The organism is Raoultella sp. (genome assembly GCF_039594335.1).
Taxonomy (GTDB): Bacteria; Pseudomonadota; Gammaproteobacteria; order Enterobacterales; family Enterobacteriaceae; genus Klebsiella.
On the sequence record NZ_JBCNNS010000060.1, the window covers coordinates 10,623 to 27,495 of the forward strand.

At 57.0% G+C, this 16,873-nt stretch carries 10 protein-coding genes; all 10 read left to right on the forward strand.

Annotation, left to right across the window (positions count from 1 at the left end):
- The first annotated feature begins 113 nt into the window (after positions 1 to 113).
- The 10 genes from ACZAHD_RS12460 to der all read left to right on the forward strand — a co-directional run bounded on the left by ACZAHD_RS12460 (position 114) and on the right by der (position 16,674).
- Positions 114 to 5,063 (forward strand): alpha-2-macroglobulin family protein, encoded by a 4,950-nt coding sequence (locus ACZAHD_RS12460; RefSeq protein ID WP_462457051.1) that lies wholly within the window; start codon positions 114 to 116, stop codon positions 5,061 to 5,063.
- Positions 5,064 to 7,388, forward strand: coding sequence for a peptidoglycan glycosyltransferase PbpC (pbpC, locus tag ACZAHD_RS12465; protein WP_462457052.1), 2,325 nt, complete (start codon positions 5,064 to 5,066; stop codon positions 7,386 to 7,388).
- A gap of 160 nt (positions 7,389 to 7,548) precedes the next feature.
- Positions 7,549 to 7,980 (forward strand): nucleoside-diphosphate kinase, encoded by a 432-nt coding sequence (ndk, locus tag ACZAHD_RS12470; RefSeq protein WP_100683314.1) that lies wholly within the window; start codon positions 7,549 to 7,551, stop codon positions 7,978 to 7,980.
- Between the two features lie 333 nt (positions 7,981 to 8,313).
- Positions 8,314 to 9,480, forward strand: a complete 1,167-nt coding sequence (gene rlmN, locus ACZAHD_RS12475) for a dual-specificity RNA methyltransferase RlmN (RefSeq protein ID WP_462457053.1) — start codon at positions 8,314 to 8,316, stop codon at positions 9,478 to 9,480.
- 272 nt (positions 9,481 to 9,752) lie between these two features.
- The gene (gene rodZ, locus ACZAHD_RS12480) at positions 9,753 to 10,721 is read left to right on the forward strand and encodes a cytoskeleton protein RodZ (protein WP_462457054.1); all 969 of its coding nucleotides are present in this window, start codon (positions 9,753 to 9,755) and stop codon (positions 10,719 to 10,721) included.
- A 26-nt stretch (positions 10,722 to 10,747) separates the two neighbouring features.
- Entirely contained in the window at positions 10,748 to 11,869 is a 1,122-nt protein-coding gene (ispG, locus tag ACZAHD_RS12485; protein ID WP_462457055.1) for a flavodoxin-dependent (E)-4-hydroxy-3-methylbut-2-enyl-diphosphate synthase, read from the forward strand.
- A gap of 91 nt (positions 11,870 to 11,960) precedes the next feature.
- The gene (gene hisS, locus ACZAHD_RS12490) at positions 11,961 to 13,235 is read left to right on the forward strand and encodes a histidine--tRNA ligase (protein ID WP_462457056.1); all 1,275 of its coding nucleotides are present in this window, start codon (positions 11,961 to 11,963) and stop codon (positions 13,233 to 13,235) included.
- 35 nt (positions 13,236 to 13,270) lie between these two features.
- Positions 13,271 to 13,891, forward strand: coding sequence for a YfgM family protein (locus tag ACZAHD_RS12495; protein WP_462457057.1), 621 nt, complete (start codon positions 13,271 to 13,273; stop codon positions 13,889 to 13,891).
- Between the two features lie 10 nt (positions 13,892 to 13,901).
- Positions 13,902 to 15,080, forward strand: coding sequence for an outer membrane protein assembly factor BamB (gene bamB / locus ACZAHD_RS12500; protein WP_462457058.1), 1,179 nt, complete (start codon positions 13,902 to 13,904; stop codon positions 15,078 to 15,080).
- A gap of 115 nt (positions 15,081 to 15,195) precedes the next feature.
- On the forward strand, positions 15,196 to 16,674 hold the full coding sequence (gene der / locus ACZAHD_RS12505; RefSeq protein WP_462457059.1) for a ribosome biogenesis GTPase Der: 1,479 nt from the start codon (positions 15,196 to 15,198) through the stop codon (positions 16,672 to 16,674).
- Positions 16,675 to 16,873 lie beyond the last annotated feature (199 nt).

Sequence of the window (16,873 nt, forward strand, 5' to 3'; positions counted from 1 at the left end):
GGATAAAATAGTGATAGCCAGATTCTGCCAGGGCTGCTGTTGGTAATTCCGCCGTTGGCGCATAATAATGTGTTCACTACAGGCACTGGCTGTTTGGGCCAAGGGGTTAAAGGATGAAACCATTTCGTTTAGCGGCGCTGTCGCTGGCGCTATTGACGGCACTTTCTCTCAGCGGATGTGATGACAGCGGTAAACCGCAGGCCGTCGCGCCAGCCGGCTCTTCTGCTGCGCAAACAGGCGCTGCAAAACCCGACAGCGCGCAGCTGTCGGCACTGGCAGAAAAAAGCAAAGGTAAAGCACTGACGCTGCTGGACGCCTCGGAAATCCAGCTGGACGGTGCGGCGGCGATGGTGCTCACCTTCTCTGTGCCACTTAATCCCGATCAGGATTTCTCACGCAGTGTGCATCTGGTCGATAAAAAAAGCGGCAAAGTGGATGGCGCCTGGGAACTGTCGCCGGATCTGAAAGCGCTGCGGTTACGCCATCTTGAGCCGAAACGTGAACTGATTGTCTCCGTTGACCCAACGCTGAGTGCGCTGAACGCGGCGACCTTTGATAGCCATTTTGAAAAAACCATTACCACCCGCGATATTGCCCCGAGCGTCGGTTTTGCCAGTCGCGGCTCGCTGCTGCCGGGCAAAGTGATTGCCGGGCTGCCGGTAATGGCGTTAAACGTCGACAACGTCGACGTAAACTTCTTCCGTATCAAGCCGGAGTCACTGTCCGCTTTTGTCAGCCAGTGGGAGTACCGTAACTCGTTGAGTAACTGGGAGTCTGACGAACTGTTGAAAATGGCCGAGCTGGTCTACACCGGGCGTTTCGATCTCAATCCGGCGCGCAACACGCGAGAAAAACTGCTGTTGCCATTGGCGGATATTAAGCCGTTGCAGCAGCCAGGCGTCTACGTTGCGGTGATGAATCCGGCGGGACGCTACAGTTATAGCAACGCCGCGACGCTATTTACGCTGAGCGATATTGGCGTATCGGCGCACCGTTATCACAACCGGCTGGATGTCTTTACCCAGAGCCTTGAAGACGGTGCGGCGCAATCCGGTATCGATGTGCAGTTGCTGAATGCGAAAGGGCAAACCCTGACTGAGGCGAAAAGCGACGGCCAGGGTCACGTTACCCTGCAAAGCAATGCTAAAGACGCGGCGCTGCTGCTGGCGCGAAAAGACGGTCAGACCACCTTGCTGGATCTCAAACTTCCCGCCCTGGATCTGGCGGAGTTCTCGATTGCCGGTGCCCCGGGATTCAGCAAGCAGTTGTTTATGTTTGGTCCGCGCGATCTGTATCGCCCGGGAGAAACGGTCATCCTCAACGCGCTGCTCCGTGACGGCGACGGCAAGCCGCTGGCCGAGCAGCCGGTGAAGTTCGAGGTGGTTCAGCCGGACGGGCAGGTGATCCGCTCGCTGGTCAGCAAACCGGTCAATGGCCTGTATCAGTTTACCTGGCCGCTTGATAGCAGGGCGGCGACCGGGATGTGGCATATCCGCGCCAGCACCGGTGACAATCAGCCGCGCGAGTGGGATTTCCATGTCGAGGATTTTATGCCTGAGCGGATGGCGCTGAATCTGACGCCGCAAAACGCACCGCTGGCCATGGATGCCGATGTGCACTTCAGCGTCGCTGGCGCCTATCTGTATGGCGCTCCTGCCAGCGGCAATCAGCTACAGGGGAAACTGTTCCTGCGCCCGCTGCGCGATGCGGTTGCGGCGCTGCCGGGCTTCCAGTTTGGTGATATTGCCGAAGAAAACCTCTCCCGCAGCCTGGATGAAGTCCAGACGACGCTGGATGAAAAAGGCCATGCCGACGTGACCACCGCCAGTCAGTGGCAGGATAGCCATTCGCCATTGCTGGTCGTTTTACAGGCCAGCCTGCTGGAATCAGGCGGCCGGCCAGTGACCCGTACCGTGCAGCAGCCGATCTGGCCTGCTGATACGTTGCCGGGGATCCGCCCGGAGTTTGCCCTCAAAGAGGTCTACGACTATCGCACCGACAGCACGGTGAAACAGCCGGTAGTGGATGAAAACAGCACCGCTGCTTTTGAGATTGTCTACGCCAATGCTAAAGGCGAGAAAAAAGCGGTCTCCGGGCTACAGGTGCGGCTGATTCGCGAGCGCCGCGACTACTACTGGAACTGGTCTGACAGCGAAGGCTGGCAATCGCAGTTCGATCAAAAAGATCTGCAGGAAGGCGAGCAATCTCTGGATCTGCAGGCCGGGCAAACGGCGAAAGTGAGTTTCCCTGTGGAATGGGGGGCCTACCGCCTGGAAGTGAAAGGGCCCGATGACGTCATCAGCAGTGTGCGCTTCTGGGCGGGCTACAGCTGGCAGGATAACAGCGATGGCACAGGCGCAGCACGTCCGGATCGGGTCACCATGAAGCTGGACAAAGCGGCCTATAAACCCGGTGACACCATCAAACTGCATATTGCCGCGCCTGCGGCGGGGAAAGGCTATGCGATGGTTGAATCCAGTGAAGGGCCACTGTGGTGGCAGGAAATTGACGTCCCGGCGAATGGCATGGATCTGTCGATTCCGGTCGATAAAACCTGGAACCGTCACGATCTCTACCTCAGCACCCTGGTGATTCGCCCTGGGGATAAGTCACGCTCGGCGACGCCGAAACGGGCGGTTGGCCTGCTGCACCTGCCGCTGGGCGATGAAAACCGTCGCCTGACGCTTGCGTTGGATGCACCACAAAAAATACGCCCGAATCAGCCGCTGACGGTGAAAATCAAAGCCAGCGTAGCGCAGGGGGAAGTGGCGAAACAGGTCAATGTGCTGCTCTCCGCCGTGGACAGCGGTGTGCTGAACATCACCGATTACGTCACTCCGGATCCGTGGAACGCCTTCTTTGGTCAGAAGCGTTACGGCGCGGATATTTATGACATCTACGGTCAGGTGATTGAAGGTCAGGGGCGTCTCGCCAGCCTGCGTTTCGGCGGTGACGGCGACGAACTCAAACGTGGCGGTAAACCCCCGGTTAATCACGTCACGATTATTGCCCAACAGGCGCAGCCGGTCGTCCTGGATGAGCATGGCGAAGGGGCGGTGACGCTGCCGATTGGTGATTTCAACGGCGAGCTGCGGGTGATGGCGCAGGCGTGGACCGCCGATGATTTTGGCAGCAGCGACGAGAAAGTGGTGGTGGCCGCGCCGGTGATTGCCGAACTGAATACGCCGCGCTTCCTTGCCAACGGCGACGCCACCCGGCTGGCGCTGGATCTGCGTAATCTCACCGACAGGCCGCAAACGCTGAACGTCGCGCTGAGTGCCAGCGGTTTGCTGCAACTCGATGGCGCGGCCATTCCTCCGGTACAGTTGGCGCCCGGCGCGCGCAGCACGCTGTTTGTTCCGGTGCGCGCTGGCGATGGCTTCGGCGATGGTCAGGTGAACGCCACGATTAGCGGCGTGACTCTACCGGGCGAGACCTTCACCCCGATGCGCAAACAGTGGAAAATTGGCGTGCGTCCGGCCTTCCCGGCGCAAACCGTGAATAGCGGCGCGGTGCTGCAACCAGGGGAAAGCTGGCAGGCGCCAGTCGGGCAAACGCAGGGCTTCTCACCGGCGACACTGCAGGGACAACTGGTGTTCAGCGGGAAGCCGCCGCTGAATCTTGCCCGCTACATTCACGACCTGAAAGCCTATCCTTATGGTTGCCTGGAGCAGACCGCCAGCGGGCTGTTCCCGTCGCTTTACACCAATGCCGCGCAGCTCAAAGCATTGGGCATCGCTGGTGACAGCGATGAAAAACGTCGTGCGGCGGTAGACATCGGTATTTCCCGACTGCTGCATATGCAGCGTGACGATGGCGGATTTGCTTTGTGGGACAAAGAAGGGCCGGAAGAGTATTGGCTGACTGCCTATGCTATGGATTTCCTCGTGAGAGCAGGCGAGCAGGGCTATAGCGTACCGGCTCAGGCGATGAATAACGGTAACCAGCGTCTGCTGCGCTATCTGCAGGAACCGGGACTGATGACCGTTCGCTACAGCGATGACGCGGCGGCCAGCCGTTTCGCCGCTCAGGCTTATGCGGCCCTGGTGCTGGCCCGTCAGCAAAAAGCGCCCCTTGGTGCCCTGCGCGAAATCTGGAGCCGGCATGAGCATGCGCGTTCTGGCCTGTCTCTGCTGCAACTGGGCATCGCTCTCAAAGCGATGGGCGATGCACCGCGCTCGGAGCAGGCGTTGACGCTGGCGATGAGTACGCCGCGTCAGGATACGGATCACTGGTTGGGCGATTATGGCAGTACGCTGCGCGACGATGCGCTGAAGTTGGCTCTGCTGGAGGAGAACCAATTGCTGCCGGATGTGCAGAACACCTTACTGAGCAATCTTGCGCAAGAGGCCTACGGTCAGCGTTGGCTTTCAACTCAGGAGACCAACGCGCTATTCATGGCTGGCCGGTCATTACAGAACTTACCCGGCAACTGGCAGGCGCAAACGTCGCTACAGGCGCAGCCGCTTTCGGCGGATAAAGCGCAGACCCGCAATCTGAACGCTGAACAGCTGGCGTCCCTGCAGGTCAGCAACACCGGCGATCGACCGCTCTGGCTGCGTCTTGATAGCAGCGGATACCCGCTCGCCGCGCCGCAGGCTTCGGGGAATGTACTGGGCATTGAACGTCAAATCTTTGATACCCGCGGTCAGCAGAAATCGCTGACCTCGCTGCGTAGCGGCGAGCTGGTGCTGGTGAAGCTGGAGGTAACCGCCAAACGCAACGTTCCGGATGCGCTGGTGGTGGACCTGCTGCCGGCGGGACTGGAGCTGGAAAACCAGAACCTGGCGAACAGCAGTGCCAGCCTGCAGGAGAACGGTGACGCGGTGCAGAGCTTGCTTAACCAGATGCAGCAGGCGGATATTCAACATATCGAGTTCCGCGACGATCGCTTCGTCGCCGCCGTGGCCATTAACGAAGGGCAGCCGGTGACGCTGGTGTACCTGGCGCGCGCGGTCACGCCGGGAACATATCACGTTCCGCAGCCACAGGTGGAGTCGATGTATATTCCGCAGTGGCGGGCGACCGGCGCGGCCAGCGGCCCGCTGACCGTTACCCCGTAAATGCGGTCGCTGCGACAGGTAAAACGCCGCTGGCGCTGGCTGGCGGCGTTGATGGTTATGCTATGGCTGGCGCTGCTGGCGGCCGATCATCTGTGGCCGTTACCGCTGCCGGAAGTGGCGCCGGCCCAGGTGGTGGTCGCGGAAGATGGCACACCGCTGTGGCGCTTTGCGGATCAGCAGGGCGTCTGGCGCTATCCGGTCGCTCTCGATGATGTATCGCCACGTTATCTGCAGGCGCTGATCCAGTATGAAGATCGCTGGTTCTGGCGGCATCCGGGCGTGAACCCGTTGGCGGTTTTTCGCGCGGCCTGGCAAGACCTGACCGCCGGGCGTGTCGTCTCCGGCGGCAGCACCTTGACCATGCAGGTCGCGAGGTTGCTCGATCCCCATCCCCGAACCTTCGGCGGCAAGCTGCGCCAGCTTTGGCGTGCGCTGCAGCTGGAATGGCATTTATCAAAAAGTGAAATCCTGACGCTGTATCTTAACCGCGCTCCTTTTGGCGGTACGCTGCAGGGGATTGGCGCTGCCAGTTGGGCTTATCTCGGTAAATCCCCCGCGCAGCTCAGCTATGGTGAAGCGGCGCTGCTGGCAGTGCTGCCGCAGGCGCCAAGTCGATTACGTCCGGACCGCTGGCCGCAGCGGGCTCAGGCCGCGCGGGATAAAGTCCTGGCGCGGATGCGCAGCCAGGGCATCTGGTCTGATAAGGCGGTACAGGAAGCGATCGAAGAACCGGTATGGTTGTTTCCACGACAGATGCCGCAGCTGGCGCCGCTTTTTTCCCGTCGGGTACTGGCGAGCAGTCGCAAAGAGAAAGTGGTGACGACGCTGGATGCCGGGCTCCAGCGTCAGTTGGAAGATCTGGCACTCAACTGGAAATCACGTCTGCCGCCGCGCAGTTCGCTGGCGATTGTGGTCGTCGACCATACCAGTATGAAAGTGCGAGGCTGGGTTGGTTCGGCGGATATTTCCGACGATAGCCGCTTCGGGCATATCGATATGGTCTCGGCGGTTCGTTCGCCGGGGTCGGTTTTAAAACCGTTTCTGTATGGTATGGCGCTGGATGACGGGCTTATTCATCCGGCATCTTTACTGCAGGATGTGCCGCGCCGCTTTAGCGATTACCGTCCCGGAAATTTTGATAGCGGTTTTCATGGCCCGGTCAGCGCCAGCGACGCGCTGGTGCGTTCGCTGAATCTCCCGGCGGTTCAGGTGCTTGAAGCCTACGGGCCGAAGCGCTTCGCCGCCACCTTGCGCAATGCCGGTTTGCCGCTGATATTACCGGCCGGCGCGGAACCTAACCTGTCGCTGATCCTCGGCGGGGCGGGAACAAAACTGGAAGATATCGTGGCCGGATATAGTGCCTTCGCCCGCCATGGCAAGGTCGCGCGATTGCGGATGACGCCGGACGCCCCGCTGGTGGAAAGACCGCTGTTGTCGCCGGGCGCGGCATGGATAATCCGGCGAATTCTGGCGGGTGAAGCGCAGCCGGTACCGGATACCTCGTTAGTACCGGTGGTACCGCTGGCGTGGAAAACCGGGACCAGCTACGGCTATCGCGATGCCTGGGCCATTGGGGTCAATGCCCGCTATCTGATCGGTATCTGGACCGGGCGGCCGGACGGCACCCCGGTAGTGGGGCAATTTGGTTTTGCCAGCGCGGTGCCTCTGTTGAACCAGGTGAATAATATGCTGCTGGCGCGACCGGCCATGGGGCGCGGTGCTCTGCCCACCGACCAGCGTCCGCAGACGGTCAGCGCGGCAACGATCTGCTGGCCTGGCGGGCAGAATCTGGCGCCAGGTGATACCAACTGTCGACGTCGACTGGCAACATGGTTGCTGGATGACAGCCAGCCGCCAACGTTGCTGTTGCCGGGCCAGGAAGAGGGGCGCGGTATCCGCTTCCCTGTCTGGTTAGATGGGCAGGGGCGACGGGTAGCGGCGGATTGCCCCGGTGCCGTGCGGAAGATTGTCGATGTCTGGCCGCTGCCGCTGGAGCCCTGGTTGCCCCTTGCTGAGCGACGGGCTGCCCGCTTAGGTTCGGTCTCGCCGGAGTGCCCGCCGCCGCAGGCGACGGATGTGGCGCCGCTGGTGTTGTCGGGCGTGCGCGAGGGGACGGTGATTAAACGTTTACCGGGAACAGCGCGGGTCATGTTATCGTTGCAGACCACCGGTGGAGAAGGGCGGCGTTGGTGGTTTCTTAATGGTGAACCACAGACCGCCGCTGGCGCCAGTGCGACGTTTCCGCTGGCGCGACCCGACAGTTATCAACTGGTGGTCATGGACGAGAGTGGCCAGGTGGCGACGGCGAATTTTACGCTACAATAGCGGTAGATGCTTAATTCTCTGTTTTATGTGTTGCTAAAACTCGTCTTATTTTAACAAAATGTTACCTTCATCCATAGGCAGCGCCAGTGTTGCTCATTATAATGCGCGCCAGGCCATACGATCGTATGCGCAACAACAGAACATTTTATTAGAGGTAATCATGGCTATTGAACGTACTTTTTCCATCATCAAACCAAACGCGGTGGCAAAAAACGTTATTGGCGGCATCTTTTCCCGCTTTGAAGCTGCAGGGTTCAAAATCGTTGGCACCAAAATGCTGCACCTGACCGTTGAACAGGCTCGCGGTTTCTACGCTGAGCACGAAGGTCGCCCGTTCTTCGACGGCCTGGTTGAGTTCATGACTTCAGGCCCGATCGTGGTCTCCGTTCTGGAAGGCGAAAACGCTGTTCAGCGTCACCGTGACTTGCTGGGCGCAACCAACCCGGACAACGCACTGGCAGGGACTCTGCGCGCAGACTACGCTGACAGCTTCACCGAAAACGGCACCCACGGTTCAGATTCCGTTGAATCTGCCGCGCGCGAAATTGCGTTCTTCTTCGCGGAAGGCGAGGTTTGCCCGCGCACTCGCTAATCTCCTGCGTCTTTCAGGCCACTGCTTTGTTGGCTGCATTCGCGCACCCCGGTCACATAGTTATCTATGTTCCCGGGGATTTGCTAACTTGCCGCCTCGCCGTGACCTGAAATACTTTGGAGATCCTGCTCCTCGTCTTTTCGACAATCGAAAAGCTATAGAGGATTAAGTACGCAGTAACAGATTTTTTCATCATTGCCGCGTGCAAACGTGGTATTGATGCGGCAGAATTTGTACAATACAGCGCCCCTGGACGAGCACTCGTTCATAGGGGCGTTTCTTTTTTCAACCCTCCTGGGGCCATAACGTGTAACAACGAGGCCGGAATAGATTATGTCTGAACATATTGTCACACCTGATACCGCCGCTCTGACGATGCCGAACAAAGATGCCAAAATCAACCTGCTGGACCTGAACCGTCAGCAGATGCGCGAGTTTTTCAAAAACATGGGTGAAAAACCCTTCCGCGCCGATCAGGTGATGAAATGGATGTATCACTACTGCAGCGACAACTTTGATGATATGACCGATATCAACAAGGTGCTGCGCAACAAGCTGAAAGAAGTCGCGGAGATCCGCGCGCCAGAAGTCGTTGAGGAGCAGCGTTCCAGCGACGGTACCATTAAATGGGCGATTGCCGTGGGCGATCAGCGCGTGGAAACGGTTTATATTCCGGAAGACGATCGTGCGACGTTGTGCGTCTCGTCGCAGGTAGGGTGCGCATTAGAGTGTAAATTCTGCTCGACAGCGCAGCAGGGCTTTAACCGCAATTTGCGGGTTTCAGAAATTATCGGCCAGGTATGGCGCGCGGCGAAAATCGTCGGTGCGGCCAAAATTACCGGTCAACGTCCGATCACCAACGTGGTGATGATGGGGATGGGTGAGCCGCTGCTGAACCTGACTAACGTCGTCCCGGCGATGGAAATCATGCTGGACGATTTCGGTTTTGGCCTGTCGAAACGTCGCGTGACGCTTTCTACTTCAGGCGTGGTCCCGGCGCTGGATAAGCTCGGCGATATGATCGACGTGGCGCTGGCGATTTCCCTGCACGCGCCCAACGATACGATTCGTGATGAAATCGTGCCGATCAACAAGAAATATAACATTGAGACCTTCCTGAATTCGGTCCGCGGCTATATTGCCAAGTCCAACGCCAATCAGGGGCGCGTCACTATTGAGTACGTCATGCTGGATCACGTCAACGATGGTACCGAGCATGCACATGAACTGGCGGCGCTGTTGAAAGATACGCCGTGCAAGATCAACCTGATTCCCTGGAACCCGTTCCCGGGGGCGCCGTATGGCCGTAGTTCAAACAGCCGTATCGACCGTTTCTCCAAGGTGCTGATGGAATATGGCTTTACCACTATTGTGCGTAAAACGCGCGGCGATGACATTGACGCCGCCTGTGGACAGTTGGCCGGTGACGTTATCGACCGGACCAAACGTACACTGCGTAAACGCATGCAGGGCGAAGCCATTGATGTGAAGACGGTCTGATAAATGACGCAGCGCAAGGCATGAAGCATGCGCTGCGGATTTATGCCTAATCGCCAGGCGAAATACGCTTATTCGGGCAATAATTACGGTGCGTTTTTGTCGACTTTGAGGCAGTATGTAGCGGCACTACAACCGCTTAGCATTCAATATTGATAAGTATCTGTGATAGTGGGTCATACGGACTTATACTTTCGTGTGACGTTTAGCAGATGTTTCGCGGCGCGGGTTTTAACCGGCGCTGAACTTTAAATTCACGTACCAGTAGTTGTCGAATGAACACTGAAGCCACTCAAGACCATCAAGAAGCAAATACAACGGGCACGCGTCTACGTCATGCCCGTGAACAACTCGGACTCAGCCAGCAAGCGGTGGCTGAGCGCTTATGCCTGAAAGTTTCCACGGTTCGTGATATTGAAGACGACAAGGCGCCTGCCGACCTGGCCTCAACATTCCTGCGCGGTTACATCCGCTCCTATGCGCGCCTTGTGCACATTCCGGAAGATGAACTGCTGCCAATGATGGCAAAACAGGCCCCGATTCGTGCCGCGAAAGTCGCGCCGATGCAGAGCTTCTCTCTGGGAAAACGCCGTAAAAAGCGTGACGGTTGGCTGATGAGCTTCACCTGGCTGGTGCTGTTTGTGGTCATTGGCCTCAGCGGCGCCTGGTGGTGGCAAGATCATAAAGCCCAGCAGGAAGAAATTACTTCGATGGCTGACCAGTCAACCGCTGAACTGAATACGGGCGACAGCAGCCAGAGTATTCCGTTGGATACTGGTGCCAGCAACACGACACCAGATAGCACCGCCAGCAGCGCCAACAGTGCGCCGGTTGATACCACCACGGCACCGACGGCTTCTGCCCAGGCTCCGGTGGATAATAACGCCGTGGTGGCACCGTCACAGGCTAATGTGGATAGCGCTCCGGCTGTCACGGCACCGACGTCTCCACTGCCAACCGCCCCGGCTAATGCAGCCGCAGCGGCTCAGGATTTGGTCCTGAACTTCTCTGCCGACTGTTGGCTGGAAGTGAGCGATGCAACCGGTAAGAAACTGTTCAGCGGTTTGCAACGTAAGGGCGGTAATCTGAACCTGAGCGGTCAGGCACCTTATAAACTGAAAATTGGTGCGCCGTCAGCGGTACAGATTCAGTATCTGGGTAAACCCGTCGATTTGAGTCGTTTTATCAGAACTAACCAGGTTGCGCGTCTGACCCTTAATGCCGAAACATCACCGGCGCAGTAACAGACGGGTAACGCGGGAGATTTTTCATGCATAACCAGGCTCCGATTCAACGTAGAAAATCAAAACGTATTTACGTTGGGAATGTGCCGATTGGCGATGGTGCTCCCATTGCCGTACAGTCGATGACCAATACTCGCACCACCGATGTGGCTGCGACCGTAAACCAAATCAAAGCCTTAGAGCGCGTTGGTGCGGATATCGTCCGCGTCTCCGTTCCAACAATGGATGCTGCGGAAGCGTTCAGGCTCATTAAGCAGCAGGTCAACGTCCCGCTGGTCGCCGATATCCACTTTGACTACCGTATCGCCCTGAAAGTGGCGGAGTACGGTGTGGACTGTCTGCGTATCAACCCGGGTAACATCGGTAACGAAGAACGTATCCGCATGGTAGTTGACTGCGCCCGCGATAAAAATATTCCTATCCGTATCGGCGTGAACGCCGGTTCACTGGAAAAAGACCTGCAGGAAAAGTACGGCGAACCAACGCCGCAGGCGCTGCTGGAATCCGCCATGCGTCATGTCGATCATCTCGATCGTCTCAACTTCGATCGCTTTAAGGTCAGCGTGAAGGCCTCCGATGTCTTCCTGGCGGTGGAATCTTATCGTCTGCTGGCGAAGCAGATCGATCAACCTCTGCATCTTGGGATCACTGAAGCCGGCGGCGCGCGTAGCGGCGCGGTGAAATCGGCGATCGGCCTGGGGCTGCTGTTGTCTGAAGGGATCGGTGATACCCTGCGCGTTTCCCTGGCAGCAGATCCGGTGGAAGAGATCAAGGTCGGTTTCGACATTCTGAAATCCTTGCGCATCCGCGCCCGCGGGATCAACTTCATCGCTTGCCCGACCTGTTCGCGTCAGGAGTTCGACGTGATCGGTACCGTTAATGCGCTGGAGCAGCGACTGGAAGACATTATTACGCCGATGGATATTTCGATTATCGGCTGCGTGGTAAACGGACCGGGCGAAGCGCTGGTTTCGACGCTTGGCGTGACCGGCGGCAATAAAAAAAGCGGCCTCTATGAAGATGGCGTGCGTAAAGACAGGCTGGACAACGACGATATGATCAATCAGTTGGAAGCGCGAATCCGTGCGAAAGCCTCGATGCTTGATGAAGCGCGTCGCATCAATGTTCAGCAGGTTGAAGAGAAATAATCCGGGGCGGTGTCTCACTTCCCGTGTATGATTGAACCCGCAGACGCGCGGCGTCGGGGTTCATTTTTGTATATAGATAAAGAGAATAAACGTGGCAAAGAACATTCAAGCCATCCGTGGCATGAACGATTATCTGCCGGGCGAGACCGCTCTCTGGCAGCGCATTGAAGGCTCACTGAAACAGGTGCTCGGCAGCTACGGTTACAGCGAAATCCGTTTGCCGATTGTAGAGCAGACCCCGTTATTCAAACGCGCGATCGGTGAAGTGACCGACGTGGTTGAAAAAGAGATGTACACCTTTGAGGACCGCAATGGCGATAGCCTGACGCTGCGTCCGGAAGGGACGGCGGGCTGCGTACGTGCCGGCATCGAACATGGTCTGCTGTACAATCAAGAACAGCGTCTGTGGTACGTTGGGCCGATGTTCCGCCACGAACGTCCGCAGAAAGGGCGCTATCGCCAGTTCCACCAGATGGGTGTTGAAGTCTTCGGCCTGCAGGGGCCGGATATTGATGCTGAGCTGATCATGCTGACCGCTCGCTGGTGGCGTGAGCTGGGGATCGCTGACCACGTTGCGCTGGAGCTGAACTCCATCGGTTCGCTGGAAGCGCGTGCAACCTATCGCGATGCGCTGGTTGCCTATCTTGAGCAGTTTAAAGATAAGCTCGACGAAGACTGCAAACGCCGCATGTATACCAACCCGCTGCGCGTCCTGGACTCCAAAAATCCGGAAGTGCAGGCGCTGCTTAACGACGCGCCTGCGCTGGGTGACTATCTGGATGAAGACTCTAAAGCGCATTTCGCCGGGCTGTGCGCCCTGCTGGACGATGCCGGTATTCGCTATACCGTCAACCAGCGCCTGGTGCGCGGGTTGGATTATTATAACCGTACCGTCTTTGAGTGGGTCACTACCAGCCTCGGTTCCCAGGGAACGGTCTGTGCCGGTGGTCGTTATGATGGTCTGGTAGAGCAGCTGGGCGGGCGTGCGACGCCAGCCGTAGGCTTCGCTATGGGGCTGGAGCGTCTTGTTTTACTGGTTCAGGCAGTCAATCCGGAATTTAAAGCTAATCCTGTTGTCGATATATACCTGGTGGCTTCCGGAACCGATACCCAGTCTGCAGCGATGCGTCTGGCTGAGCGGGTCCGCGATGAGCTGCCCGGCGCTAAGCTGATGACCAACCACGGCGGCGGAAACTTTAAGAAACAGTTTGCCCGCGCGGATAAATGGGGCGCTTGCGTTGCTCTGGTGGTCGGTGAATCAGAAATTGCTGACGGAAACGTGGTAGTGAAGGATTTACGCTCAGGTGAGCAAACTACCGTAACGCAGGATAGCGTTGCTGCGCATTTGCGCGCACTTCTGGGTTAATTTTCCCGGGAATCATTAGTCAGGAGAAGGACTGCGTGGAAACGTATAACAACGAAAACGATCAGGTCGATGCGCTCAAGCGTTTCTTTGCCGAAAATGGCAAAGCGCTGGCCGTTGGTGTGATTTTAGGGATTGGCGCGTTGGTTGGCTGGCGCTACTGGAGTTCTCATCAGCAGGATACGGCGAGAGAATCCTCTTTAGCCTATGAAAACGCCCTTTCCGCGCTCAAATCAGACCAGCCGGATGCGCTGAGTTCGGCGGAAAAATTTGCTGCCGAGAGCAAAAACAGCTATGGCGCGTTTGCTTCTCTGGAGCTGGCCCAGCGTTTTGTCGACAAAAACGATTTGCAAAATGCTGAAAAGCAGCTTCAGCAAGGCCTGGCCGCCGCGCCGGATGATAACCTGAAGTCGGTTATCAATATGCGTCTTGCGCGTGTGCAGCTGCAACTGAAGAAACCTGATGACGCGCTGAAAACCCTTGATGGTATTAAAGGTGAAGGCTGGGTCGCTATTGTCGCCGATCTCCGTGGTGAGATTCTGCTCGATAAAGGCGATAAGCAAGGCGCTCGCGCTGCCTGGGAAGCTGGCGTGAAAAGCGATGCTTCACCGGCGCTCAGCGAAATGATGCGTATGAAAATAAATAATCTGTCCATCTGAGAGGGACTCGATGCAATTGCGTAAATTACTTTTGCCAGGGCTGCTTTCCGTTACCTTATTAAGCGGTTGTTCGTTGTTTAACAGCGAAGAAGATGTGGTGAAAATGTCACCGCTGCCGACGGTGGAAAATCAGTTTACGCCGTCCACGTCCTGGAGCACCTCTGTTGGCGATGGTATCGGCGATTTCTATTCTAACCTGCACCCGGCTTTCGCCGACGGCGTAGTCTATGCGGCCGATCGTAAAGGCACCGTCAAAGCACTGAACTCTGGTGACGGGAAAGAGGTATGGTCGGTTAATCTGGCTGAAAAAGACGGCTGGTTCTCTCGTGCGCCTGCGCTGCTCTCTGGTGGCATTACCGTTTCCGGCGGTCATGTCTATATCGGCAGCGAAAAAGCACAGTTGTTCGCCCTGAATACCAGCGATGGTACCGTGGCGTGGCAGGCTCGCGTTGCGGGTGAAGCGATTTCTCGTCCGGTCGTCAGCGACGGCATGGTTCTGGTTCACACCAGTAACGGTCAGCTGCAGGCGCTGAATGAAGCGGATGGGGCGGTGAAGTGGACCGTTAACCTGGATATGCCGGCGCTGTCTCTGCGCGGTGAATCTGCACCGGCGACCGCTTATGGCGCAGCCATCGTTGGCGGCGATAACGGTCGCGTTAGCGCCGTGTTGATGCAGCAAGGGCAGATTATCTGGCAGCAGCGCATCTCCCAGGCGACTGGACCGACGGAAATCGATCGTCTGAATGACGTGGATACGACCCCAGTTATCGTCAACGGTGTGGTATACACGCTGGCGTATAATGGCAACCTGACCGCGCTGGATCTGCGCAGCGGCCAGATCATGTGGAAACGTGAGCTGGGTTCGGTGAATGACTTTATCGTTGACGGCAACCGCATCTACCTGGTCGATCAGAATGACCGCATCCTGGCGCTCTCCACCGAAGGTGGCGTGACGCTGTGGACGCAGAGCGATCTATTGCATCGCCTGCTGACCGCGCCGGTATTGTATAATGGCAACCTTGTAGTCGGTGATAGTGAAGGCTATATGCACTGGGTGAACCCGGAAGATGGTCGCTTTGTGGCGCAGCAGAAAATGGATAGCTCCGGTTTCCTGACCGATCCGGTTGTTGCGGACGGCAAGCTGCTGATTCAGGCGAAAGACGGCACGCTGTACGCGATTACGCGTTAATTACAGCGGTAGTCTGTTTTTGAGAAACGGCCCCTGGCAGACAGGGGCCGTTTTGGCTTTTTTAAAAACGCCGTGAAAATTGGCGTTGTATCGATTTTTGTATGAGGCATTTAACATGATACCTGTGGTCGCGCTTGTCGGGCGCCCTAATGTTGGAAAATCCACGCTTTTCAACCGTTTGACGCGCACTCGTGATGCGTTGGTCGCGGATTTCCCGGGGCTGACTCGTGACCGTAAGTACGGTCGTGCTGAAGTGGAAGGTCGTGAATTTATCTGTATCGATACCGGCGGTATCGATGGCACCGAAGATGGCGTTGAAACCCGTATGGCTGAACAGTCGCTGCTGGCGATTGAAGAAGCGGACGTCGTCTTGTTTATGGTCGATGCGCGTGCAGGACTGATGCCTGCCGATACCGCGATCGCCAAACATCTCCGCTCCCGCGAAAAGCCGACTTTCCTTGTGGCGAACAAAACCGACGGCATCGATGCCGATCAGGCGATTGCCGACTTCTGGTCGCTGGGCCTCGGGGATATCCATCCGATCGCGGCGTCTCACGGTCGCGGCGTGACCAGCCTGCTGGAGCACGTTCTGTTGCCGTGGGCTGAAGTGATCGACCCGTCGGAAGAAGTCGATGAAGATGCGGCATACTGGGCGCAGTTTGAAGCTCAACAGAAGGGTGAAGACGCTGAAGAGCTGGAAGATGACTTCAATCCGCAGGATCTGCCGATTAAACTGGCGATTGTGGGCCGTCCGAACGTGGGTAAATCCACGCTGACTAACCGTATCCTGGGCGAAGATCGTGTGGTGGTCTATGACATGCCGGGAACCACGCGCGACAGTATTTACATTCCGATGCAGCGCGATGAGCGTGAATACGTGCTCATCGACACCGCGGGTGTGCGTAAGCGCGGTAAAATTACCGACGTGGTCGAAAAATTCTCGGTCATCAAAACGCTGCAGGCCATTGAAGATGCCAACGTGGTGATGCTGGTTATCGATGCGCGTGAAGGGATTTCCGACCAGGATCTTTCTCTGCTCGGTTTTATCCTCAACAGCGGCCGCTCGCTGGTGATTGTAGTCAACAAGTGGGATGGCCTGAGCCAGGAAGTGAGAGAGCAGGTTAAAGAGACGCTGGACTTCCGTCTGGGATTCATTGACTTTGCGCGTATTCACTTTATCTCCGCACTGCATGGCAGCGGCGTAGGTAACCTGTTTGAATCCGTACGTGAAGCGTATGACAGCGCGACCCGTCGTGTCGGGACGGCGATGCTGACCCGTATCATGACTATGGCGGCAGAAGATCATCAGCCGCCGCTGGTACGCGGCCGCCGTGTGAAGCTGAAATATGCCCATGCCGGTGGTTATAACCCGCCGATTGTGGTCATCCATGGTAACCAGGTTAAAGATCTGCCGGACTCCTACAAGCGTTACCTGATGAACTACTTCCGCAAGTCGCTGGACGTCATGGGGACGCCCATTCGTATCCAGTTCAAAGAAGGGGAGAACCCGTTTGCCAACAAACGCAATACCCTGACGCCGAACCAGATGCGTAAGCGTAAACGCTTGATTAAACATATCAAGAAAAGCAAATAAGCTATCAGGACGATTCACCCACCAGCACAAAACCCCCAAAGCCCGCATTATGCCGGGCTTTTTTGTTATCAGTGACCCGTCCTGAATAGCGTTGACACGTTCCTGACTTAAATCCGGAGAACGTGATGATGACTGAGTTCAAACGCACCCAACGTGATTATCCTCTGTCCTTTAAAATAGCCGTCGTTGAGCAGGTCGA